Genomic DNA, 22002 nt, shown 5'->3' on the forward strand with positions numbered 1-22002 from the left:
CGGACGACATTCAATGACATTTTGTTATGCTTACTTCTGTGCAAACTCGATTTTATTTCGCGTTCTGTTCAGCTTACTGAAATAGACGCCGAGCGTAAAGTACAGCAATAGGAACAAAAGCTGCATACCGATATTATTCCAATCGGGACGCAGCATCCGTTCGGTAAAAGTATTTGCACGCACGTAATAGTATGTCGGAAAGACTTGAGCGAGCGTAGTAATGCTTTTCGGCAGCAGTTCCTGATCCAAAAAAATCCCCGAAATAAAGGCAAGCGACAGGGGAAGCACCGTACCGACAATTCCCATTACCGCCCCTTTTTTTAACGCGGCGTTCAGCATAAAAACCGCACTTAAAACCACCGCTGCGTAGACGGCAGCGTTTAGCGTATAGCTTGCAAGCGGCAAGGTACGGATAGTCTGCCGGTACATCAATGCGGCAAAGGCAATTAACACCGCAAGAAAGAGGGCTACGGCGGTCAGCTGCGCAGCAAAATTTTCAAAAGCAAGCCGCATATTCGACACCGGTGAAACGGCCGTGCGGATTCTCAGCCGCTCGTTATTTAATTCAAACAGCGCCCAGCCGATGGAATTGATAATCAGCGAGAATATCGCCCATCCCAGAAAATTGAAAAAATATTTAAGCCCTGCGGCAGTCGATGTGTCTTCCTCTCGGTTCACATTGATAACCTCGGTTCGTACCGCAAGCGCGTTTCGTACTTTTTCAAAGTCGAAAGCCCCCGTTGCTTCCTTTGTTGAAAGTGCAAAGCGTAAAAAGGTTTGTATCTGTGAATCGATATAGAACGCTGCCGCTTGTCTGCCGTCTTTAATGCTGATGATTCCTTTTTGTCCTGATTCTGTTTTCTGTTCAAATCCTTCGGAAATAATCAATCCTGCATCAACTGTACCGACGGAAATATTTTTTCTGAGCTTTTCCAAAAGCGCTTCATCGCTTAAACCGAAACCGTCTAAAAGCGTAACCCTGTGTTTTGTTTGCAAGTAAGCGGTCAGCTGCTCCGAAAGCGGTGAATGATCTTTATCTGCAATGCAAACGGTAAGCGGCGTTTCGGAAAAACCGTGCGCATTCCTGCTTTCCGGCTGCAGCATTAGAAAACACAGCGATAAAAAGATAGCGAGAAAGATAGCGGTGCCGATTTTCCGCTGCCACACCATCAGCAAAAAATGCTTATAGACTGTCATACTGTACCTCCCGCGCATTAAAAAACGCAATACTTAAAAACAGCGCGATGAATCCTGAGTACACAATAAAAAATAACGACGCTGAATCGTATTCGTGCAGGATATTGATGTTGTATAATGTATCTGTAAAAAGCGCGATGGGGTTTATTTTACTCAGAATCGGAACCGAAGCATCCAACGCGGTTTTGACACTGACACTCATCATACCGGATAAAAAGGAGAGAAACAGCGAACTGAACACGCCTATCATCACTTTTGTGTTTTCCGTCAGTTTGGGAATTGAGCCGATACAGAGGCCGAAGGCGGTTCCGAACAGATTTGCATAGATCAACAGCGGAACCGTTACCGCAAAATCCGTGATGAGGTTAAGTTTTAACACAAGCATCACATAGCCGATGTATAAAAGATTCGATGCAAGGTTAAAGCAGACAAAGAAAAGAACGCCGGAAAGATATAGTCTGAACCGCTTGATAGGCGCTGCGGACATTCTTACCGCTAATTTTGAAATATTTGCCTGCATGCGTTCGGGGATGGATATTGCACCGAACATACTGTAAATGGAGACCATCGCCAAAAGCGAGTAGAATAAAATCATCATCGAATTGTTTTGTTCATCCTTACTGTCGATGAACCGTTTCCGGTAAACGGAAGGCGTTATTGGGATACCGAGCGCATCGGTTTGCTTTATCTGCTCTACTATATTTTTAACGATTGTCTGTGCGGTACCGTCTTTGTATATTCTGATCGATAAATCGTCTGCGATAAACACTTGAATACTGCCTTCGCGCAAAGCGGCATCGGCAGCATCCTGTTCCATCGAGATAACATGCACTATCGGAATAAAATTAAGGATGACTCGGTGGGGATTTGTTTTGGTAATGCCGGTGTTTATAGCGGTACTTAATCCCCGTGTACTGATGGCGGAGAAGATCACAAAAAATAGCGACGATAACAGGATCGGATATGCTACCGTCCAAAACATTCCTTGCACCGTCGAGATCATCGAAATTGCCGTGTACTTTAATTCGCGTAAAAAATTCATCAGTCCCGCAGCTCCTTTCCCGTAAGCTCTAAGAAAATGTCGCTGAGGCTGGGACGTTCGGAATACAACTTGCGATATGCGAGCTGCCGTTTATTGATAAAGAGGATCAGTTCGTTTAAGTTGTTGATGGAGTTTTCAAAAGTGATCAGCCATTCCGAACCGTTTTGTACAACGCCGGTTACGTGCGGAATGGTTTTCAATGCTTCCATTATACTGTCAGCGGTATCGTGCAGACCGACAAACTCAACGACAACTTTTTCGCTGGTGCGGATAAGGTCTTTCAACTCGTCAAAGGTACCGTTTGCAATATCCCGCCCGTTATCCATAATCACCATCCGGTCGCAAAGCTGTTCCGCTTCTTCAAGGTAGTGCGTGGTGTACACAATGGTGCTGCCGTTTTGCGCCAGCTTCCTGATACCGGAAAGAATAAAGTTTCTGCTCTGCGCATCGACGGCAACGGTCGGTTCGTCCAAAAAAATGAGTTCCGGCTTATGCGCAATGCCGCAGGCAATATTGAGCCTCCGTAATAATCCGCCGGACAGCTTTTTCGCTTTATACGATTCGTAGTTGTTAAGACCGACAAAGTCGATTGCTTCCTCTACCAGTTTTTTTCGTTCGGCTCCGTTATCGATGTACAGTCCGCAAAAGTAGTCGATGTTTTGTTTAACTGTAAAATCGTAATAGACGGATACTTCCTGCGGCACAAGGCCGATTTTCCGTTTTATTGCAAAAGCGTCGGGACGCATCGGCTCATCAAAAATCCTGATCTCGCCTTTATCGTACTTTAACAGCGAAAGGATGCAGTTGATTGCCGTTGTCTTACCGCAGCCGTTCGGCCCCAACAGCCCCAGCACTTCTCCTTTTGCAACGTCCAAATTAAAATGATCCAATGCGATTTTTTCTTTATACCGCTTAACCAGATTTTTTACCGATAATACCGGTGTGCTCATACATTCTCCTCGTCTATTCGGCTGTTTCATCAGCCGTTTCCCTTTCCGTCAATTCAGGTATGCGTATTGTACGCTTTTGTCCAATCTAAAAAAAGTGTGCAATATCATATCGGCGTATGACATTTGTCATTGGTCTTCTCTATTTCGTATAATAATACACAAGGAGCTGTGTGCGGTCGCGCAGATTCAGTTTTTCCAATATCGAAGAAATGTAGTTACGAACAGTACCTTCGCTTAAAGAAAGGCGCTGCGCAATTTCCTTATTATTCAGTCCGTCCGCTAATAAATCCATCACATCGTTTTCGCGGGAGTTCAATTCTTTAAATGATTTCCGTTCCTGTTTTGCAACGGGAAGGTTTGTAATAATTTCGGAATCGAAGACAACGCTTCCCGCTGCAACGGCGTGCAGTGCAGGAGCCAGTAGGCGGATATTCTGTTTTAAAATATAGCCTTTGCACCCGAAATTAACAGCCCGCATAATGTATTCTTCGTCATTAAAAGTTGTCAGTAATAATATTTTTGCGTCTTTGTTTTGCGCAAGGATTTTTTCCGCAACCTCGATACCGCTCATTTTTTGCATACGGATATCCATAAGCAAAATATCAGGCTTATATCGTTCAAATAGCTCTTCGGCTTCCGTTCCGTCAGAACCGCAGGCAACAACCGCAAAATTATTCGCCGTCAAAATTGTTTTAAGCGATTGTATTACCAGTGGATCATCATCTATTATTACGATATTCATTGTATGCCTCCGTAAAATGGTATCATTTTTTTGGAAATGTTATATGCACCTTAAAACCGTCTTGGGAATAAAAATGAATGGTGCCGTTATGTCTTGCGGCAATTTCGCTTAAAACGGTAAGCCCGATTCCCTTAACGCACGGTTCGGTATCGGAACAGACTGTTCCGTTATCCTGTACCGATACCGAATAAAATGCAGGATGCTCTAAAATACTGATTACCATTGCCGAAGCACCGCTGTGTTTTAAGGTGTTTGAAAGACATTCTTTTATTACCGAAAGAATGTCGTATTTTAACGTATACGGCATCGTTTCCGTTTTACAAGTTAGACGAATATGCAAGGTCTGCGTAGACGAAGCAATCAACTTTTCGATGCCGGTTTGCAAATCGAACGAATCGTTATGCAGATTATGAAGACAATTACGTATTTCGGTCAATCCCGCTTCCAGCGAATGTTGTAACATATTGAGATTTGTTTTTACCTCATCCTGCACGGTAATATACTGTAATGCATTAACCTGCACTATGGCGGCACTAATGGTATGACCGATCGAGTTATGCAGTTCTCCCGAAATACGATTCCGTTCAGCTAAGATCGCTGCTTCTAAATTTTTCAGCGCTTCATTTTGCAAATGCCGTTTTTGAACCTCGTTTTGAAGAGTGCGTTCGGTAAGCGAATCCTGCAAGGCTGTAAATTGTTTGGAAATACTATCGTATCGTTTTTTTTCGATTGCATAAAAAAAGATGATGGCGGTAAAAACAAAGAACGGAATGTTTAAGCAGGTAAGAGTGCAGCTTAAAATAATTACTTTAACTGCGATTTCTTTCGCATTGAAAAAAAGCGACGGTGTTTGCCGTTTGGGATGTTCTTTTTTCCCGCTGCCAAAATCTGACATATCGAAATCCGAAACTAAAAGCACCGGTGAGAAAAACAGGATGGCCTTACCTAAGGCAAACACTGCGAGTATAAAAAGGCCAAAGCATGCTATTCTCAGTTTTTTGTTTTCCGTCATTTCCAGCCAAAGAGAAAGTGAAAAGAAGACTATAAAATAATGCACTGTCGAAACGCCGCTGGTCTGCATCAAAAAAAGAGCACACAAAAGATTGATCAAAAATAAACGTACTAGGACAATCATATCGATAAAACCGTCTGCTGTCTTCGCGAAGCTTCTATGGTATTCACATGTACGATAGACTTTTTACGGCCTGGTGTCTAGCTTAATAAACTAAAAAAGATGACAAATGTCACGGTACCCAATGACGTTTCTCACTGACTTTTTTAGAATAAACTTCTATAATACCGGCTTGAGGTACATAAAGAGGCTTTCGCAATCTGTTTTTCCAACGGAAATTGCTGAAATTTCTACAATGAGGATGATACTATGAAGATACGGACCGTTACGGCGGTGTTTACAGCGTTGCTATGTATGTGTGTAATGCCGTTGTGCGCTCAAGAAGCGTATAATAATTTTTTAAAGTTTAAAATCAATCTCTATAATGCGGAAAGCAAAGAAGCCATTCAAAATCGCATTGAAGCATACCGAAAGAACATTGAAGCGTCAAATCTTAACGAAGAAGAAAAACTAACGCTTTTTACGCTGCTGACAGTCGAGCAGACTGATATGGCGGACAAAGCAAACGCAAAGCAAAATTACCTTCTTTTGACCGAGCAAAACGATCGGTGCAAAGCGTTTATGGAAGGTAAAAAAGACAGCGAGGTAAATGTATGGCTGCTTGTCGGCTGGGCGGATATTAAATCTCGATTGGCAGGGTTTTCATCAGGGCAGACGATGTACGATGAAGCGCTCCGTTCCCGTCATCTCTATGAAGAGGCGCTTAAACAAGATAAGAAGTTCCCGCAAGGACACCTTTCATACGGACTCTGGTTATTCTTTGCCCCTCCTATTGCAGGCGGAGGAGCCGATGCTGCACTGAAAGCATTTTCAAAAGCGGTTTCGTACTCAGAAACACCGGAGGAAAAATACTTCGCACTGCTGTACCGTTCACAAGCATATATCGCACTTGAAAACCCAAAAAAAGCTGCTGCCGATTTACGTGCTGCACATGACCTTTTCCCTAAAGAAACCTTTACGCAACTGGTAAGCGAAGGAAATAAAAATGGCAAACTATTTTTTGAATAAACGCGCGGTGCTGTTCGTGTGGTGCGCGGCGCTGTCTGTGTATGCATACACGGAAATTCCCGCTGCTCAAAATGCGCCGCTACCTCAGGAGCAAACACAAACGGAAATGACCGCTGCCGTCAGCCAAGCGCAGGCACCTGTTCAGGGCATATTGTCTATTACCGACTGCAAAGCTCTTGAAGAACAGTATTACCGGATGCAGTCATTCGATCCGCAGCTGTTGCTGGACAGTTTTGACCGGATCCGGGAAGCGCTTAACACTTCTTTTGAAGATGCGGGGCTGCTTGATCTGTATTTTGAACACGCAAAGTTGATTTCCATGCTGTATGTCTACGAGGGAAACCGGCAGTGCGGAAAATACGATACGCTCATACAGGGTGAAGCGCAGGACTTTTTACGGCAAGCAGAAAAATTGACCCGAAAACATGCGGGATTCACAAGGGAACAGATGTCCGCCCTCTTTATGCGGTATGCAAATTATCTGTATACAAAAATAGGCGTGCCGAAAAATACTTTTGCAATCGCCTCGGCAGTACCGGTGCTATACCGCAAGGCACTCATGCTCAATCCCGGTAACACTGAAGCGGCGGTAAAACTGGCATGCTGGCATATCTTCCCCGCTGACGTAACAACGGGGAATTACAATAGCTACATCGAATCGCAGGAGGAGTATATAGAGGAGTTATCTGCAGCAGACCGGTTTAATGCGTATCTTTTATATTCAATTTACTCTATGAAAAAATATGAAAGTACCAAAGGACGCGCCTATTTACAAAAAGCTGCCTCATTGTTTCCCAATCATGTGTTGCTCTTGCGCGTCTATGAAAATTACCGAAAGGGAATATTCAGTTTATAAAAAGGAAACGGTATATGACGGATAGAGAGAACAAAGAAATACACGGTTTAGCTGTCAAAAATCTGTATAAAAGTTATACGATAGAAAAGAACAACTATGAGGTTAATAAAGATATCAACCTATCCGTTCCGCCTGCATCGCTCGTATGGATTTACGGAAATTCGGGCGCGGGCAAATCTACATTTTTAAATGTGATTACCGGCATCGACACACCCGATGCGGGAAGCGTCAGTTGGGATGGCTCCGAAATCAATACCATGAATGTGAACAAGCGCGCTCAATTTCGGCTGGAACACTTCGGGCTGATTTTTCAGTTTTTTGAATTGATTAAGGCGCAGACTATTTACGAAAATGCCGCGCTTCCATTGAAGATAACGCGGAAATCAAAAAAGGAAATTGATGCGGTACTGTTTCCGCTGTTCGAATATTTTGATGTGCGGTCTCTCATTCGTAAAAAACCGGATCAACTTTCAGGCGGAGAAAAACAGCGGGTGTCTATTGTCCGTGCACTTTCTACCAATCCGCGCTATATTATCGCAGATGAAATTACCTCCTCGCTTGATACAAAACGTTCCCATCAGGTGTACGGGTATCTACGCAGTTATATAAAAGGGAAGAACGGTATCGGTATCTTTGTTTCACACGACCCGATCATCAGCGAATATGCAGATACTGTGTACAGTATGCAGGCAGGCTGCTTAATGGAACAGAGGCAAGGAGACCGTTGATGTTTTTATTGAAGAGCGTATGGGACAATATTCTGTTTCATGCAAAACGCAGTTTTCTTTCGGTGTTACTGATTACAATAGCGTCAAGCGCAATGCTGCTGTATCGCGGTTTTGTGGAATATTCCGAACAGGGATTAGCGCTCAGCTTTATTTCAAATTCGGGGCATATTCAGGTAAGCATGAAAAGCGCAGCTGAGCCGCAGCATACCGACAATACCGGCGCGGCACTGTTAAGTGCACGGGATATGGAGATGCTGCGGAGCATCTATGCGGATATGCCTGCGGTGAAATCTTCCGATGCGGTATTAAACTTTCAGGGAATTATCGGTACCGATACAGATACGGCTGTGTTTTGGGGCGCGGGGTACGATTCACCGCAGCGTTTGGGCGCAACGGAAGGGACACCGGTATTTGCAGGAGACCAAAGCCTTGTGCTGGGTAAGGCGCTTTTTGAAACACTCAAACTGAGTACGGCGCAAGAACCCTTTGTCAACCTTATGTCTTCGATCGGAGACAGCGGTTTGTTGACAGGATCCTTTGAAGTAAGCGGATGGCTCGATACAGGTACTCCGCAAAACGATGCCGGTTTGGTGATTGCTTCCCGCAGCGCGCTGCTCGATTTTTTTGAGCTGAAAGATTCCGCTTCGTATATGCGTGTGTACCTCCACAAAGATACCGATATGCCCGCTGCACAGGCTGCCCTCGATTCGTATTTTGCCGAACATCAGCTGCCGTATCAGACGCAGAATTGGAAGGAGCGCAATCCTTCGTGGGAACAGATCAGCGGTTTATTCCGCAATCAATCTTCTTTTATCAGCATCATTTTGTATATCTTAATTTTCACGGCATTGACACAAAGTCTTTCCGCAAGTTTTATGGAACGGCTCGGGGAGTTCGGCACGATGGAAGCAATCGGACTGAAACGCTCCTCCGTTATGCAGATGCTGGCGCTTGAGGTATGCCTCATTAGCCTTGCCGGTATTATCGGAGGCATCGTGCTCGCGCAGCTGGGAAACAGTCTGACGGAAACATGGAATATTACCATGACCCCGCCCGGATATACACGGGCATACCGCCTCAGTTTTTACATCACCCTCCCGGCGATTTTGACAACCCAGTTTTTTATTTTTTTAACCGGCATTATTTCCGTACTGCATCCGATGTACACCATCTGCAAACATAGCACGGTGCAGCTTATTCATTATAATGGAAGTTAGGTATGAACACACACATAAAGATAGTATTGCTCTGCATGGCGGTATTTTCCGGCATAGCGGGATTATGCAGCGCGGTGTTATATGCCGATGAAGTGCAGAACCGGACGGACTATGAACGCTTTCTTTCAGTGAATAAAGCGTATGGTTCAGACCGGACGGTGTTGGTACAACAGCGTATTATAAAGCAGAAAAAGAACGCTCAGAGAAAGAACGCTCAATCTAATAGCGTTGCGAGTAAATCGGAGACGGCGTATTGTTTGTTCCATAAAAATGGGCAGTGCGTACGGATGAAAACGAAAAGCGGTATACAGTATTTTTTCAGCTCCGATCAGGGGTATTGGCTTTTAACGAAAAAGCTGAAAAGCCCGCTAAAAATTTCAGGTTCGTATAAGGTTGAGGAGTTTGAAATTCAGGATATTCTGAAAATCGATTTTAGAAACGAATATCGGATCGTGGATTCAACGGACGGCGTTTTAACGCTTGAGCGGACATCGTCAAAGGCCGCGTATAAATTCGTACTGTTTGAAAAAACGGATGATGAGGTATTCGAGCTGACCTTTACCGATACGAAAAAAAATCCGGTGAGGACATTACGATACAGCCGCGGTATAGTCGATGGGTACGAATGTTTTAAGCAAATCGATATATATAATCTGCTTTTTGATAAAGACATGGTCAGCACATGGATAACGGAGGGGATAACTCCGACTGATGTTCCCGCAAGTCTTTTTCAGTATTCAAATATGAAAATGCTCAGTCAAAAAATCGAAGGTATAACTTCGGCTGCTAAATAGAGCAGCCTCGTTAACCGATGAGTTTGCCTTGCAGCAAACGTCACGTATTGTATGCCGTTTCTCACTAACGTTACGAAACGGCGTAATGCACCAGCCTCCAAAATTGATATTTTGTTCGACTGGGGCATTTTAAGGAAGGTATAACTTCGGCTGCTAAATAGAGCAGCCTCGTTAACCGATGAGTTTGCCTTGCAGCAAACGTCACGTATTGTATGCCGATTCTCACTAACGTTACGAAACGGCGTAATGCACCAGCCTCCAAAGTTGACACTTTGTTCGACTGGGGCATTTTAAGGAAGGGCTTATTCAATAGGCCATCTTTTAAAAATTTAAGGTTAGATGGTTAGAGGTTCACAAGAGTAATGCGAAAAGCGATAGCCTATTTATTTTTTTTATGCATTGCATTTTCCGTGTGCGCACTTTCCGGCATTGATTCGGTACAGGTAGGTGCAGGATTTGAAGTGCAGCATGAATCAATATTTTTACAGAAGAATACAAATGAATATGCGCCTGATACTATTCCGAATATGGCTGGTACTGTGTTTTGCAATATTGAACTTTCTGCAGGTAATCAAAATTTTCTTGTACAGCCGGGGATTCTTGTAAAAGAGCAAAAGTTCAGACCGTTTTTTAGAAAGCTGCGTTATTCACTTTTTACCGACCGATTTTCGCTTTCCATCGGAAAGGATTCATTTTCTTTTGGAGAGGGCATAATGAAAAATTATTTTTTTGTGCATCTTCCTCAACCGGACAGATTTGGAAAAAAGATCTATCCATTGGTGTGGCATACCGTGTTTGAAGTACCGGTCAAGCAATTCCTGTTGACCTCCGGTATTTTTGCCGATGCCGATTCAACGGCGTTCCGGAAAGTGCCCAAGTGGTATAGCCTATGGGCAAAAGCTGTGTACACCAATCCGGTCGTATCGGTGGGGCTTGAAGCAGATGCACTGTTGCAACCGGAATTACCGGAGACAGCTGCTTCCGCCGAACAGAAAAAAGCCTATACCTGTACCGCAGCAGCGGAGATTTCAGCGCTGCTGCCATATCAGTTTAAGCTCTATGCCAATGCGCAGTTGCCGGTAGATTTGCTGCATAAAAATATCACCGATTGGGGAACGCTTGCCGGTATTTCAAAAGATTTTCTATTGAACTCGATTACGTTAAGTTCCATTGCAGAGGTATCATATTCGACGGAAGGATTTGCGTATTCGGTCTTTCAAAGTATGGGGCTAGCCGACTATGCACAAATTTCCGCCGGAGTGCAGGGACTGGAAGCAAAAAAGCTCGTTGGAATTATGCAGGCGGAGTTTTTCATATCTGATTTTTCGATTAAAATCGGATATATTTCAAAAGATATGCTGAAAAAGCAAACGACGGATATGAGCTATCTCGGTATACTTTCGATTGCCGTCAGTTTTAATGGAGATGTATAAAAGTTATGGATGAATTTTTACTTTTCCAAAAGATCACTACGAAAAAGATGATACGGAACATAAGCCGTAAGATGCGGCGGTATTGTGTGCTTTGCCTACTGTTGTGCGCCGGGGTAACCGGATACCCACAGTCCGCGCTGAATACTGCTGCGGCATCGGCTTCTGTTGTATCAAAAACCGATAATGCGGCATCGGATCATGCCGTAGCGGCATCCGGAATCGCAATGGGAGAGACACCGGGCGGTAATACCGGAGCCGATGGGCACGCCACGGATACTGCCGGAGAAAAGTCTCCTGACAATCCACAAAGCAAAAACTCCGGCGGTACAGCTTCCCACGATTCGGCGAACGCTCCGCTGGATTTTCACGTTAAGGTGTCGGCATTTAAAATAATTTCGCAGTATTACGGCTTACCGCTATCAGTACGATTCGGATGGTTTTATCGGAAAGAAGACTTCAGTGTCTTTCCCAATGCAGGGTTTTCGTTCTCGGTTGCCGATACACCGGTGCTGGATACCTCGGTCGGATTAGCGCTCCAGAAAAAGTCTTTCTTTTGGAGCGGCTACGCCGTATATGACATTGTTCCCTTCGCCATGCATAAAAAAGCTGCTGATCAAGCGGTCTACGGGATAACTTCCTTCGGTTTTAGTTTTCCCAGAATAAAGGTAACCATGCCGCTTGTTGCCGGACGGCTGCGGAAAAATGAGATCATCGGAGATGAGTGGAGTACCGTAACCGCACCGACGGTGGTTACTCAGGTTTCTGCAGGATTGCAGCTGGATTTTTTCCTTACTGATCTCGGTTTTTTTAAGAGTACCGGTACCGCTGCGTTTTATTATCATTGGATACCGAAGGCTGCATTTCATTATTATACTGTTTCGGCGGCAATTCCCGCTTCTTTTCATCTCTATTATGTTGATATTGCGTTCATGTATTCGCTCTTTCATACCTCAACTGTGCAGTACGGCAAGGCTGCGCCGTTCCGCCGCTATGCGATCGGACAAACCCAAAGCGGCATGACCGGGCGCAGTACCTTTAAAACGCAGGCATTATTTAAAGATATGCATCTGTTCAGCGCTGAGTTCCGTTGGTACCCTGCGCGGATTACCGCCCAAACAAACGGCTTTTTTCTTTCGCTCTTTGCCGATGTCGGCTTCGGTATTACCGAACGGCGCAAAGGTTCTCTCTTCTATGAAGCAGGCGGCGGACTCGGCTACAACCTTTACGACAGTGTTCCTTTAACTTTTCAGGTAGGTTTCAATCAAAAGATGCAACCCGTATTTTACTTCAGTGTAGTTTCCCGGCTTTCACACAGGCTGTAATGGCGCGTAGTATTTATTATCTCGATATAGATGCCTGCAAAAGTAAGCCGCTTGACACATTTCTCCCCTTGAAATATACTCCTCCTATCGAGGGTTTCCTCGGTAAAGAGAAGTTCATTACTATGCAAAGAACACGATTACTTCCCGAAGAAAGAAAAAAGGAAATTAGAAAAGCAGCCGCACGGAAATTCCTCGAAAAAGGATTCTCAGCAACCACAATGGAGGATGTGATAGCTGAAAGCGGTTTATCCGTCGGCGGGGTGTACCACTATTACAAAAATACCGGCGACATTCTCTACGACATAATGGAAGAGGCTAATAAGAGCCGTATCGAAAAGACCTTGCACCGGCATCAACAGGGGAATTACAGCACTCCTGAAGATATGGCGGCGCAGTTTATTACTGAAAAAATCATCGATGAAAATCCGTATAAGCCGCTTTACGCCATGTTTTTATTGGAAAAGAGCCGCGATCCGAAATTACAGCACCTGTTTGAAAAACTAAGTACCGACGGTTTCCAGGAAATGCTTGACGCTTTCGGACAAGCGCAGAATGCTTGCGGCATCGAACAACTCGATTCATTTTTATTTACTTTTATGAATGCACTTACGATCGGTTTTGAATATCTTGGCGAAAAAGAACTTTTTAAAATGAAAAAACAGGCGATCACCGAAATGGTCAAAGCCTATCTTGTGTATAAAAATAATGAAGAATGATTAATGGGTATCCTCTAAACACTAACCTTGAATTTTTAGAGATGTTTAATGAGGAATTATACATTGGAGTAATCACACATTACGCATTACAAATTATAAATTATAAATTATAGTATTGGAGGTCTAAATATGAATACTCAAAAAGGCTTATCGGTAAAAGATTTGGTAACAACCGGTATTTTTACCGCATTGATGATTGTGTTTACAATGCTCGGCGGCATGTTTTTTGCAGCTAATCCGGTATTGACGTTTTATATGCCGATGGGCTGCGCATTATTGTGCGGTCCGGTATATTTGCTTTTAGTCGCAAAGGTTCACAAACGCTGGAGCATTACCATCCTCGGCATCATTTTAGGCTTTTCCTTTTTTGTTACCGGAATGCATTGGTCGATGGCACTCGGCAATATCGGAATGGGCATTATCGCCGACATCGTTGCAGGGATCGGCGCCTATACCAATAAAAAACTCAATGCACTTTCGTATATGCTGTTTATGCTTTCAAACACCTTCACCTATCTCATCTTTTTTATCGACCGGGACAGATGGATACACGCTATGCTGAAAAAAGGCACCGACGCTTCCTACATTGAAACCATGAATACCTCGGCAGCATCATGGATGCCTGTCGTGATTGTCGGCGGAACATTGCTCGTTGCAGCATTCAGTGCATGGGTAGGCAGCAAGATGCTGAAAAAACAATTTGAAAAAGCAGGGGTTGTGTAATAATTAGTAATTTGTAATGGATAATGGATTAATGTACCGGTTACACATTACCAATTAACAAAGTGATGAGTAAGTAACTTCTAAAGACATAGACATGCGCACTTAAAATGCGTATCATATAATTATGACTGCAAAAGAAGTCTTAAAATTATTAAAACAAAATGCTTCCTTAAAATTGAATAACTGAACAAAGTATCAACTTTTGAAGTTGTTCAATTCGTGCGCGGAAAGCGCACATATAATCTGCGATGTTTGCAGGTAGCAAACTCGCAGTGTTTTTCAGTCGCGCTATTTCAGCGACTGAAAATAAACCTTGGTATGTTTATGAAACAAAAGGGTCTCATTGTCAACTAAAACATTCGGAAATGTCAGGTAAAATAACAATCCCGATGCACAGCGGTGATTTAAAACCCGGTACTTTGAATAGCATCTTAAAACAGGCAGGATTAAAATAGGAGGCTGTGTATGCATAAAATGACTTATTTAGCGGTGTTTGAACCGGCAGACAACGGCGCTTATAGTGTTTATTTTCCGAATGTTGCAGGCTGTATAAGCTATGGAAAAAACTTTCAGGAAGCACAGGCAATGGCACAGGAAGCTCTTGAATTGCATATATACGGTATGGAAAGAGACGGAGACAAATTACCAATTGAAAATTTTTCCAATATACAAACTAATATAGGTGATATAGTATATGCAATTACTATTTATCCTGATTTTGTAAAAAAAGAAATGGATAACAGAAGAGTAAGAACAAATTGTACTATCCCATATAATTTAAAACGAAAAGCAGAAGCGCAAGGGATAAACTTTTCTCAAGTATTAGAAGCGGCTTTAGAAGAATTATGCAGTTGATAACTGCGTATTTGTCATTCCTTGTAATGCAGACAGTGAAATAATTTAGTAATGCATAATTTATAATTAGAAGTATTCATCTACTTATGATTATGCATTGGATTGCTCATTACCAATTATTAAAGAGCTATTTTATGGAACAACGAGTAAAACTCATTCTTGACCCGCGGACAAAGCTTTTTATACTGCTCTTGTGCGTTATTGCTGCCTCTCTTGCACCGTCTCTTTTATACGGAGCCGGGCTTGTCGTTCTTATTGGAATGGTGGGAATCTTGTGCGGGTATTGGCGCAGCGCACTAATGGGGATCGTCGGTTATGCGCTCTTGTATGCGCTGACACTGTGGGCAGCCGGTCTGACGGGCACATTGAAGACAACACTGCTGGCTGCGTTTGGGCTGTTTCACAAGGTATATCCCTGCGGTATGATGGGCGGCTTGTTTATCACTTCAACAAAGGTGAACGAATTTTTATCTGCGATGCACCGGCTCCGTGTTCCGAAAAAGATTGTTATTCCGCTTGCAGTAATGATCCGTTATTTCCCCACAATCGGTGAAGATTGGCGGTACATTAAAGATGCAATGCGGATGCGTGATGTGTCGCCGACGCTTGCAGGATTTGTGAAACAGCCGACCATGACCGTTGAGTGTATTTACGTGCCGTTGCTGTCAGCAGCATCAAAAACAGCTGACGAGCTTTCTATCGCTGCCCTTACCCGTGGTATCGAAAATCCCCATCCGCGAACGTGTCTTGTGCAGACTCAATTTAGATTTGCAGATGCTATAACCGCTGCGGTCTTTTTACTGTATACAGCGTTGGCATTGCTATTTTAATAACTAATAACTTCGATATTCATTTCAGCGCTTATTTTTGCTAACTTTTTATCGCGCGTTAATAATTTTGCGTTGTATTTTTGTGCAACGATAAGATAAAACATATCATAGACAGGATGCCGGTATTTTATTGATTCTTTATAAGCCTTGTTACATAATAGTTTTGTATGAATAAAATCATCTATCAACTCGATACAATACTCTATACCCTTTTCGCATATTGTTGTATCCAAAGAAGAAAAGTTCCTATATTTCCAGAAAACATTTGTAATTTCTGATGGATAAATATCCGGTGCAAAAATGCAGTCAGCATTTGCACATATTTCTTTAAACAAAGACGCATGTTTCATATTTAATGCCATTTCAATAGCTGCACTGGCATCAAGTACTATATTCATCGTTCTCTATCCTCACGTAGTAAGGTTACCGGATCCGGTAGCAGGACATCAGGGATAGTGAGGTCTTCCATTTTCTTTAATGTCATTCGGCGCCTGTTTTTATTGGCATTATTGTTGTTCAAGCTTTCTTTTAAAAGAATTATTGTTTGTTCCGCAATCGATCGTTGTTCTTGTGCTGCCAGATATTGTATTTGCATATACATATCATTCGGTATATTCCGTACTTGAATGGTAGGCATAGTATCTCCTCTAAAAAGTCAAGAAGAAAGTAGCAACTTTCGATTGACTTCTCGTATACTAGGCGTTCAGTGTAGTTTTTTTATCAACAGATGTCTAGTATTTACTTTAAGCTGTATGGAAAAAATCCATGATTTACAGTACTATAAGCTGTGTATATACCACGTTAAAGGTGCAATACGGTACTATGATAACGATACGAGATGTTTCTTTTACCTATGCCGGTAATGAAACGGATGGCATACATCATATCAATTTAGAAATACAAAAAGGTGAATGTGTTCTGCTTTGCGGACGTTCCGGTTGCGGCAAAACAACAGTTACGCGGTTGATCAACGGATTAATTCCTTCCTTTTATATGGGCACGCTCACCGGCTCCGTACTCATTGACAATCAGCCTGTCAGCGAATTACCGTTGTATAAAATTGCCAAACGGGTCGGTTCGGTGTTTCAAAATCCGCGGACACAATTTTTTAATGTTGATACCGACAGCGAAATTGCATTCGGTATTGAAAATGAAGGATATCCGCAGGAGCAACTGGTACAGCGGGTACGGCAAACAGCCGAAGAGCTGCATATCGAAACTTTGAGCGGAAGAAATATCTTTGAGCTTTCCGGAGGCGAAAAACAAAAAATCGCCTTTGCCTCCGTGTATGCGATGAATCCCGATATATATGTACTTGATGAACCTTCGTCAAATTTGGATTCGGAATCAATTACTGCGCTGCAAAGCTACATACGGAATATAAAAGCGCAGGGGAAGACAGTCATCGTTGCGGAGCACCGGCTGTATTATTTAGCTGACCTTGCAGATAAAATCGTATATATGGAAAACGGCACCATCACCCGCATATTCACACCGCTGGAGTTTAAGTCGCTTTCCGCTGAAACACGTCACGGAATGGGATTGCGGGCAATTCATTTGCAGGAAGAAAACCCCTCCTCTTTACATAATGAGACGATGGGTATTCGCTCAGAAACTCCCTGCCGTATGAGCGGAGCAGCGTCGGTTCAGACCACACAAGATACGGCTCAGTCTCCCCAACCGCCGGTTCAGCCAGCGCTGGCAGAGCCGCTTACGTTAGAGCTGCAGAATGTTTCACTGTACCGTAAGAAAAAACTCATCCTCCATGATCTTTCTTTCTCTGCCCATGCAGGAGAGATTATTGCAATTACCGGCGCAAACGGTACGGGAAAGACAACCTTTGTCCGTGCCTTGTGCGGTCTGCACGAGGAAACATCCGGCAGTTTTCTATGGAACGACAAGCCGCTTAAACCGAAAGAACGGTTACAGCGTGCATATATGGTGATGCAGGATGTGAACTACCAGCTTTTTGCCGAAAGCGTGGAGGCAGAATGTTCATTCGGTTTGAAAACAGCATCGGAGACTGCGGTAGAAGCAGCGCTTAACGCTTTGCAGTTAACGGAAATTCGTACACGGCACCCCGGCTCTCTTTCAGGCGGACAAAAACAGCGGGTTGCTATTGCGGCAGGACAGGTAAGCGCTAAGCCGCTGCTTGTGTTTGATGAACCCACAAGCGGACTTGACTACGATAGCATGGCGCGGGTTTCCGCTGTTATCCGCAGCCTTGCAGCGGGGCGCATCATCTTTGTCGTTACTCACGACTATGAGTTTATACATAAAGCCTGCACACGGATTTTGCATTTAGGAAACAATACGCTCCTGTCCGATCCGCAGCTCTAGAAATGTAGATTTATCCAATAGACTATGAGGGGCGGAGATGGTAATACTTGCAGTTTCGCGGCAGTGCTCTGCGCCGGCGGTGTGGATTGCAAGATATAGAAAAAGAATGTAATGGAGGCAGAAATGAAAATTGAACATATTGCCATGTATGTCAATGATTTGGAAAAAGCAAAAGACTTTTTTGTTGACTATTTTGGCGGACATCCCAATGCCGGATACCATAATAAAACGACCGATTTCCGCTCATATTTTATCACTTTTGATGAAGGTGCACGGCTGGAAATTATGAAAAAGCCGCATGTAGCGGATTGTGAGAAAACACTTGCGCGTACAGGGTACATCCATATTGCGTTTTCCGTCGGAAGCAAAGATGCGGTTGATGCCTTAACTGAAAGGCTTAAAAAGGCAGGCTTTGAAGTTGTAAGCGGGCCGCGGACAACCGGAGACGGATATTATGAAAGTTGTATTGTCGCAATTGAAGATAATCAAATTGAAATTACGGTATAAAGGGAAAGCGTAAGGCGGTAACATGATGTGGGCGGTTTTTGCATTTCTATCCGCTGTTTTTGCGGCACTCACTTCTATTCTGGCAAAAGTCGGGATTGAAGGAGTAAACTCAAATCTGGCAACAGCGGTAAGAACGGTTGTGGTATTAGCTATGGCGTGGGGCATGGTTTTTATTACCGATACGCAGGATGGAATTATGGACATCAGCAAGAAGAGCTGGATATTTCTGATTCTTTCAGGCTTGGCAACAGGGGCTTCATGGCTGTGTTATTACAAGGCATTACAAATCGGCGAAGCATCCAAAGTTGTGCCTATCGATAAGTTAAGCGTAGTGATTACATTGATTTTAGCAGTGATTTTTCTGCATGAAAATATGAATGCAAAATCGATACTTGGCTCGCTGCTGATTACGGCAGGCACCCTTTGTATGGTGTTATAAAGATGGTGCACTGTTTGAATATCAAGATTACGGTAGCATAATCCATGCGTATTTTATCATCAATCCTCAATCATTACTGTGTAAGACGATTAAAAACAGCCTGATGTGTGTACCCGAAGCAACCGTCTGGCATCTTGACTTAAAATGCCTTTGTCATAAAATATCGGTATGAAACATATCTATACGAAAATGCTGCCATTTATGGCGGCGCTGATTGTTATTTCCTGCGGAAGCTGCTCAAGTAAAGACGAAATCAAGCCGCTTACCGAAGGAGGTTCTATGAAGTTGACAAGCACGGCTTTTGCCGACGGCGAAAAAATGCCCCAAGAATTTGCAAAACTCGGAGCGAATCACATTCCTCCGCTCGAAATCGACGGTGTACCGGAGGGTACAAAGAGTCTTGCGATTATCGTGCACGATCCGGATGCGCCGCTTCCCGGCGGATTTTATCATTGGACGCTGTGGAACATTCCGCCGCAAACAACGTCGATCGGAGAAGGTAATGTGCCATCGGATGCCGTCGAAGGCGAAACAAGCTGGGGTACGAGCGGCTACAACGGGCCTCAACCGCCGTTCGGTACGCACCGCTATATTTTTTATCTCTATGCGCTCGATATGAATCTGAGTCTTCCGGCGGGCAGCAGCGTAAAAGAGCTTAAAGCCGCGATTAAGGGACACGCAATCGAAGCAGCTTCACTTACGGGTATGTTCGGTGCTAAGGATAACCCCTGACCAAAGCAGTGAAAAATTATCCGTATACTATAATGATCTAAACTCATCATTCACCGAGGAGGTGTAAGGAAATGAATTTATTTTTGTGCTCACACTTTTCAAAAGTAGGCGCTCTTCTTAAAGATCTCATTGCGGGAAAAAGAGTTGCTTTCATTCCCACTGCATCGATACATGAAGGGTATACAGGCTATGTAGGGTCTGCCCGTACAGTATTCAAAAAATTAGGAGCTGAGCTGACTGAAATTGAGATTTCAACTGCAAACGCTTCCGATATTACGCAGGTGTTTGACACAGCGGATATTATTTATTTTACCGGCGGTAATGCATTTTTCCTTATTGATCAATTGAGGAAAACCGGTACGGATACGTTGCTAAAGCAACAGCTGGAAAAAGGGAAATTATTTATTGGAGAATCAGCAGGCGCTATTGTATGTGCTCCGGAGCTTTCTTATATTGAAAAAATGGATCCTATTCCGGAAGATTATTCTCAGAGTGATTATGCAGGATTAGGGCTCATCAATTTTTATGTGCTGCCGCACTATCTTACCGCACCATTCAAAAAAGTTACCGCAGACATTATGCAATCCTTCTCAAATATCGAACTATGCGCTATCAATAATGCACAAGCTCTTAGTGTTAAAGACGGAATACGGAAGGTGGTGAGTGTAGCGAAAGAGTAAAATACAAAGATGGAATTTGATGAGATGAACGCTGCCCCCATTATCAAACACATTGCGGTGCGCAGCGTAATATCAAAATCGAATTTACCCGTAGCGGATTATTCCGTTAATCCATACACCGGATGTACCCATGCGTGCAAATATTGTTATGCGTCTTTTATGCGAAGGGAGAATATTGATTTATGTTTTCAATATTAGGTGCAGTATTATTTGGAATTATAGCAATTATGACAGTTCTTGTTGCTTGCGGTTTGCCTTTGGGCGAATTTACAATGGGAGGACAACATAAAATCTTACCTAAGAAATTGAGAGTTGCGGCAGTCATTTCAGTGGCTATCCAAATTTTTGCAATGATAATTATTTTGCAAGCCGGAGGTTTTATTTCCTTGTGGTTGTCTTTTAAGGCTACTAAATATATTTGTTTCTTCTTTGCCGCTTATCTATCTTTGAATACTATTATGAACATGATTTCAAAAAGTAGGAAAGAAAAATATGTTATGACTCCGCTTTCACTTATTGTCGGAATATGTTTTTGGATAACGGCATTTCAGATGTAGTATGTAAAATGAGGATAATCTACAGTGCGTCAAATTGGAAAAATATGAGAAAAGTGATATAGTAGGATGGACGAGAAATTGACAAATTTGAATTTGAAGAGGAGAAACTTTCCCATGAAGAAAGAAATCAAAACAATAGAGAAAGATGGATATAACGGCGTATACTGGCCGAATCCGAACGGCAGTAAATATTGCATGATTGCCATGCTTGGTGATGATACAAAAGACATGATGGCAAAGGGTGGCGTCAAATGGCTTCAAAAGAAAGGTCTGAACGTCCTCACAATGTCACCGGCCCCAAAAGATTACGGTCACCATAACTATCCACTCGAACGTTTTGAGAAGGCACTTGCATTTCTGAAGACGATGGGTAATGAAAAAATCGGTATTATGGGTGCCTCGACAACTGGTATGCTTGCGCTTGTCGCAGCGTCATGCTTTTCGGAAATAACGCTTACGATAGCCATTTCTCCTTCTGATTTTGTGATGGAAGGTTTTTATCAGGATGGGAAAGACGGGGCTCACGAACGTCCGGGAGACGGAGAGTCATCTGTTTCGTATCACGGTAAGCCGCTTCCTTATCTGCCCTATGCGTATCGCCATCCGGAATACTGGCAGAAAATATCTGAGGAATCCAAACGGCGCGGCGCGATGGTTGCCAGTCGCGATTTGTTCGATGAATCGGAGAAAAGGCATCCCGTGCAGGAAGCCGAGAAAATAAAGGTGGAGAATATAAAGGGCCGCATTCTGCTGATTGGTGCGGAGGATGATGTACTTTGGGATACCTGCAAATACATTCGTAGAATGGAAAACAGGCTGAAAGAAAGGGACGCGGATAACAGTGTAGTTCTCATGACCTATGAACATGGAACGCATTTTATATTTCCGCAGACCATGTTAACAGGCATTCTTCCCGTGGGTTCCGGGCTGTTTATCAGCATGGCTTTTAAGGAGGCAAAGCAGTATCCGAAAGAGTGTAAGCAGACGAGGATTGATGTTGATGAGCGCTTATCGGAGGAACTAAAGCAGTGGATAAATTCAGCTTCATAAATCCCGGTTTGTCGAAGTAAAAAATCAAATAGGATATTACCAAGAGGAAGCAAAAGCAAATTGCCGATACTTCCTTTTTTGTTGTCAAAAATTCAAAAAATGGAAAGGAGGCATGATAAAAACTAAACGAACAAGCGGTAATGTGATGGACT

The 22002-nt window shown here is 43.3% G+C and carries 26 protein-coding genes and 1 pseudogene; 20 read left to right on the top strand and 7 right to left on the bottom strand.

Annotation, left to right across the window (positions count from 1 at the left end; translation table 11 throughout):
• Nucleotides 1–30: 30 nt before the first annotated feature.
• The 5 genes from GWP43_RS05785 to GWP43_RS05805 all read right to left on the bottom strand — a co-directional run bounded on the left by GWP43_RS05785 (nt 31) and on the right by GWP43_RS05805 (nt 5066).
• On the bottom strand, nt 31–1197 hold the full coding sequence (locus GWP43_RS05785; protein ID WP_162663372.1) for an ABC transporter permease: 1167 nt from the start codon (nt 1195–1197) through the stop codon (nt 31–33).
• Nucleotides 1184–2239: an ABC transporter permease gene (locus tag GWP43_RS05790; RefSeq protein WP_162663373.1), complete on the bottom strand. Its 1056-nt coding sequence runs from the start codon at nt 2237–2239 to the stop codon at nt 1184–1186. Before GWP43_RS05790 ends, GWP43_RS05785 begins: the two co-directional genes overlap by 14 nt.
• Nucleotides 2239–3189 carry an ABC transporter ATP-binding protein gene (locus GWP43_RS05795; protein ID WP_162663374.1) on the bottom strand — a complete coding sequence of 317 codons (951 nt, stop codon included), beginning with the start codon at nt 3187–3189 and terminating at the stop codon, nt 2239–2241. Before GWP43_RS05795 ends, GWP43_RS05790 begins: the two co-directional genes overlap by 1 nt.
• 139 nt (nt 3190–3328) lie before the next feature.
• Nucleotides 3329–3931: a response regulator gene (locus GWP43_RS05800; protein WP_162663375.1), complete on the bottom strand. Its 603-nt coding sequence runs from the start codon at nt 3929–3931 to the stop codon at nt 3329–3331.
• Nucleotides 3932–3953: 22 nt separating this feature from the next.
• The gene (locus GWP43_RS05805) at nt 3954–5066 is read right to left on the bottom strand and encodes a sensor histidine kinase (protein WP_162663376.1); all 1113 of its coding nucleotides are present in this window, start codon (nt 5064–5066) and stop codon (nt 3954–3956) included.
• Between the two features lie 246 nt (nt 5067–5312).
• On the opposite strand from GWP43_RS05805, the gene GWP43_RS05810 reads away from it, so the two are divergent.
• From GWP43_RS05810 to GWP43_RS05865, 12 genes are all read left to right on the top strand, one after another.
• The gene (locus tag GWP43_RS05810) at nt 5313–6071 is read left to right on the top strand and encodes a tetratricopeptide repeat protein (RefSeq protein WP_162663377.1); all 759 of its coding nucleotides are present in this window, start codon (nt 5313–5315) and stop codon (nt 6069–6071) included.
• Nucleotides 6049–6927, top strand: a complete 879-nt coding sequence (locus GWP43_RS05815) for a hypothetical protein (protein WP_162663378.1) — start codon at nt 6049–6051, stop codon at nt 6925–6927. The genes GWP43_RS05810 and GWP43_RS05815 overlap by 23 nt, the downstream gene beginning before the upstream one ends.
• A gap of 14 nt (nt 6928–6941) precedes the next feature.
• Complete coding sequence (locus GWP43_RS05820) at nt 6942–7655, top strand: ABC transporter ATP-binding protein (protein WP_203232447.1); 714 nt, start codon at nt 6942–6944, stop codon at nt 7653–7655.
• Nucleotides 7655–8872 carry an ABC transporter permease gene (locus GWP43_RS05825; protein ID WP_162663379.1) on the top strand — a complete coding sequence of 406 codons (1218 nt, stop codon included), beginning with the start codon at nt 7655–7657 and terminating at the stop codon, nt 8870–8872. Before GWP43_RS05820 ends, GWP43_RS05825 begins: the two co-directional genes overlap by 1 nt.
• A 2-nt stretch (nt 8873–8874) precedes the next feature.
• Nucleotides 8875–9666 (top strand): hypothetical protein, encoded by a 792-nt coding sequence (locus GWP43_RS05830; protein WP_162663380.1) that lies wholly within the window; start codon nt 8875–8877, stop codon nt 9664–9666.
• A gap of 362 nt (nt 9667–10028) precedes the next feature.
• Nucleotides 10029–11099 carry a hypothetical protein gene (locus GWP43_RS05835; RefSeq protein WP_162663381.1) on the top strand — a complete coding sequence of 357 codons (1071 nt, stop codon included), beginning with the start codon at nt 10029–10031 and terminating at the stop codon, nt 11097–11099.
• A gap of 5 nt (nt 11100–11104) precedes the next feature.
• Nucleotides 11105–12421, top strand: a complete 1317-nt coding sequence (locus GWP43_RS05840; protein ID WP_162663382.1) for a BamA/TamA family outer membrane protein — start codon at nt 11105–11107, stop codon at nt 12419–12421.
• Between the two features lie 122 nt (nt 12422–12543).
• A complete protein-coding gene (locus GWP43_RS05845; protein ID WP_162663383.1) occupies nt 12544–13137 on the top strand; it encodes a TetR/AcrR family transcriptional regulator in 594 nt (197 codons plus the stop codon).
• A gap of 129 nt (nt 13138–13266) precedes the next feature.
• Nucleotides 13267–13860 carry an MptD family putative ECF transporter S component gene (locus GWP43_RS05850; RefSeq protein ID WP_162663384.1) on the top strand — a complete coding sequence of 198 codons (594 nt, stop codon included), beginning with the start codon at nt 13267–13269 and terminating at the stop codon, nt 13858–13860.
• A 248-nt stretch (nt 13861–14108) separates the two neighbouring features.
• Nucleotides 14109–14315 (top strand): type II toxin-antitoxin system HicA family toxin, encoded by a 207-nt coding sequence (locus GWP43_RS05855; RefSeq protein WP_162663385.1) that lies wholly within the window; start codon nt 14109–14111, stop codon nt 14313–14315.
• Between the two features lie 10 nt (nt 14316–14325).
• Nucleotides 14326–14715 (top strand): type II toxin-antitoxin system HicB family antitoxin, encoded by a 390-nt coding sequence (locus GWP43_RS05860; RefSeq protein ID WP_162663386.1) that lies wholly within the window; start codon nt 14326–14328, stop codon nt 14713–14715.
• A gap of 134 nt (nt 14716–14849) precedes the next feature.
• Nucleotides 14850–15545, top strand: coding sequence for an energy-coupling factor transporter transmembrane component T (locus GWP43_RS05865; RefSeq protein WP_162663387.1), 696 nt, complete (start codon nt 14850–14852; stop codon nt 15543–15545).
• Here the strand turns inward: GWP43_RS05865 and GWP43_RS05870 are convergent.
• Nucleotides 15542–15943 carry a type II toxin-antitoxin system VapC family toxin gene (locus tag GWP43_RS05870; RefSeq protein WP_162663388.1) on the bottom strand — a complete coding sequence of 134 codons (402 nt, stop codon included), beginning with the start codon at nt 15941–15943 and terminating at the stop codon, nt 15542–15544. The two genes, GWP43_RS05865 and GWP43_RS05870, sit on opposite strands and share 4 nt — an antisense overlap.
• Entirely contained in the window at nt 15940–16182 is a 243-nt protein-coding gene (locus GWP43_RS05875) for a hypothetical protein (RefSeq protein ID WP_162663389.1), read from the bottom strand. Before GWP43_RS05875 ends, GWP43_RS05870 begins: the two co-directional genes overlap by 4 nt.
• A gap of 185 nt (nt 16183–16367) precedes the next feature.
• Between GWP43_RS05875 and GWP43_RS05880 the strand changes: the two genes are divergently transcribed.
• The 8 genes and pseudogenes from GWP43_RS05880 (at nt 16368) to GWP43_RS05915 (ending at nt 21850) form a co-directional block, all read left to right on the top strand.
• Nucleotides 16368–17885, top strand: coding sequence for an ABC transporter ATP-binding protein (locus tag GWP43_RS05880; protein ID WP_162663390.1), 1518 nt, complete (start codon nt 16368–16370; stop codon nt 17883–17885).
• A gap of 123 nt (nt 17886–18008) precedes the next feature.
• A complete protein-coding gene (locus tag GWP43_RS05885) occupies nt 18009–18392 on the top strand; it encodes a VOC family protein (RefSeq protein ID WP_162663391.1) in 384 nt (127 codons plus the stop codon).
• A 22-nt stretch (nt 18393–18414) separates the two neighbouring features.
• Nucleotides 18415–18831, top strand: a complete 417-nt coding sequence (locus GWP43_RS05890; protein WP_162663392.1) for an EamA family transporter — start codon at nt 18415–18417, stop codon at nt 18829–18831.
• 168 nt (nt 18832–18999) lie between these two features.
• A complete protein-coding gene (locus GWP43_RS05895) occupies nt 19000–19563 on the top strand; it encodes a YbhB/YbcL family Raf kinase inhibitor-like protein (protein WP_052185507.1) in 564 nt (187 codons plus the stop codon).
• 71 nt (nt 19564–19634) lie between these two features.
• On the top strand, nt 19635–20243 hold the full coding sequence (locus GWP43_RS05900; protein ID WP_162663393.1) for a Type 1 glutamine amidotransferase-like domain-containing protein: 609 nt from the start codon (nt 19635–19637) through the stop codon (nt 20241–20243).
• A gap of 24 nt (nt 20244–20267) precedes the next feature.
• Nucleotides 20268–20411, top strand: a pseudogene (locus GWP43_RS15415) (radical SAM protein); the annotation flags it as partial.
• 14 nt (nt 20412–20425) lie between these two features.
• Nucleotides 20426–20800 (top strand): hypothetical protein, encoded by a 375-nt coding sequence (locus GWP43_RS05910; protein ID WP_162663394.1) that lies wholly within the window; start codon nt 20426–20428, stop codon nt 20798–20800.
• A 114-nt stretch (nt 20801–20914) separates the two neighbouring features.
• On the top strand, nt 20915–21850 hold the full coding sequence (locus tag GWP43_RS05915; protein WP_006188636.1) for an acyl-CoA thioester hydrolase/BAAT C-terminal domain-containing protein: 936 nt from the start codon (nt 20915–20917) through the stop codon (nt 21848–21850).
• The last annotated feature ends 152 nt before the right edge of the window (nt 21851–22002 follow it).

Origin of the sequence: Treponema vincentii, from assembly GCF_010365865.1 — a bacterium.
GTDB lineage: Bacteria > Spirochaetota > Spirochaetia > Treponematales > Treponemataceae > Treponema.

Bases quoted from the DNA above. Each gene is read 5' to 3' on its own strand.
- GWP43_RS05785 (WP_162663372.1), bottom strand. From the start codon at position 1,197: ATGACAGTCTATAAGCATTTTTTGCTGATGGTGTGGCAGCGGAAAATC.
- GWP43_RS05790 (WP_162663373.1), bottom strand. From the start codon at position 2,239: ATGAATTTTTTACGCGAATTAAAGTACACGGCAATTTCGATGATCTCG.
- GWP43_RS05795 (WP_162663374.1), bottom strand. From the start codon at position 3,189: ATGAGCACACCGGTATTATCGGTAAAAAATCTGGTTAAGCGGTATAAA.
- GWP43_RS05800 (WP_162663375.1), bottom strand. From the start codon at position 3,931: ATGAATATCGTAATAATAGATGATGATCCACTGGTAATACAATCGCTT.
- GWP43_RS05805 (WP_162663376.1), bottom strand. From the start codon at position 5,066: ATGATTGTCCTAGTACGTTTATTTTTGATCAATCTTTTGTGTGCTCTT.
- GWP43_RS05810 (WP_162663377.1), top strand. From the start codon at position 5,313: ATGAAGATACGGACCGTTACGGCGGTGTTTACAGCGTTGCTATGTATG.
- GWP43_RS05815 (WP_162663378.1), top strand. From the start codon at position 6,049: ATGGCAAACTATTTTTTGAATAAACGCGCGGTGCTGTTCGTGTGGTGC.
- GWP43_RS05820 (WP_203232447.1), top strand. From the start codon at position 6,942: ATGACGGATAGAGAGAACAAAGAAATACACGGTTTAGCTGTCAAAAAT.
- GWP43_RS05825 (WP_162663379.1), top strand. From the start codon at position 7,655: ATGTTTTTATTGAAGAGCGTATGGGACAATATTCTGTTTCATGCAAAA.
- GWP43_RS05830 (WP_162663380.1), top strand. From the start codon at position 8,875: ATGAACACACACATAAAGATAGTATTGCTCTGCATGGCGGTATTTTCC.
- GWP43_RS05835 (WP_162663381.1), top strand. From the start codon at position 10,029: ATGCGAAAAGCGATAGCCTATTTATTTTTTTTATGCATTGCATTTTCC.
- GWP43_RS05840 (WP_162663382.1), top strand. From the start codon at position 11,105: ATGGATGAATTTTTACTTTTCCAAAAGATCACTACGAAAAAGATGATA.
- GWP43_RS05845 (WP_162663383.1), top strand. From the start codon at position 12,544: ATGCAAAGAACACGATTACTTCCCGAAGAAAGAAAAAAGGAAATTAGA.
- GWP43_RS05850 (WP_162663384.1), top strand. From the start codon at position 13,267: ATGAATACTCAAAAAGGCTTATCGGTAAAAGATTTGGTAACAACCGGT.
- GWP43_RS05855 (WP_162663385.1), top strand. From the start codon at position 14,109: ATGTTTGCAGGTAGCAAACTCGCAGTGTTTTTCAGTCGCGCTATTTCA.
- GWP43_RS05860 (WP_162663386.1), top strand. From the start codon at position 14,326: ATGCATAAAATGACTTATTTAGCGGTGTTTGAACCGGCAGACAACGGC.
- GWP43_RS05865 (WP_162663387.1), top strand. From the start codon at position 14,850: ATGGAACAACGAGTAAAACTCATTCTTGACCCGCGGACAAAGCTTTTT.
- GWP43_RS05870 (WP_162663388.1), bottom strand. From the start codon at position 15,943: ATGAATATAGTACTTGATGCCAGTGCAGCTATTGAAATGGCATTAAAT.
- GWP43_RS05875 (WP_162663389.1), bottom strand. From the start codon at position 16,182: ATGCCTACCATTCAAGTACGGAATATACCGAATGATATGTATATGCAA.
- GWP43_RS05880 (WP_162663390.1), top strand. From the start codon at position 16,368: ATGATAACGATACGAGATGTTTCTTTTACCTATGCCGGTAATGAAACG.
- GWP43_RS05885 (WP_162663391.1), top strand. From the start codon at position 18,009: ATGAAAATTGAACATATTGCCATGTATGTCAATGATTTGGAAAAAGCA.
- GWP43_RS05890 (WP_162663392.1), top strand. From the start codon at position 18,415: ATGATGTGGGCGGTTTTTGCATTTCTATCCGCTGTTTTTGCGGCACTC.
- GWP43_RS05895 (WP_052185507.1), top strand. From the start codon at position 19,000: ATGAAACATATCTATACGAAAATGCTGCCATTTATGGCGGCGCTGATT.
- GWP43_RS05900 (WP_162663393.1), top strand. From the start codon at position 19,635: ATGAATTTATTTTTGTGCTCACACTTTTCAAAAGTAGGCGCTCTTCTT.
- GWP43_RS05910 (WP_162663394.1), top strand. From the start codon at position 20,426: ATGTTTTCAATATTAGGTGCAGTATTATTTGGAATTATAGCAATTATG.
- GWP43_RS05915 (WP_006188636.1), top strand. From the start codon at position 20,915: ATGAAGAAAGAAATCAAAACAATAGAGAAAGATGGATATAACGGCGTA.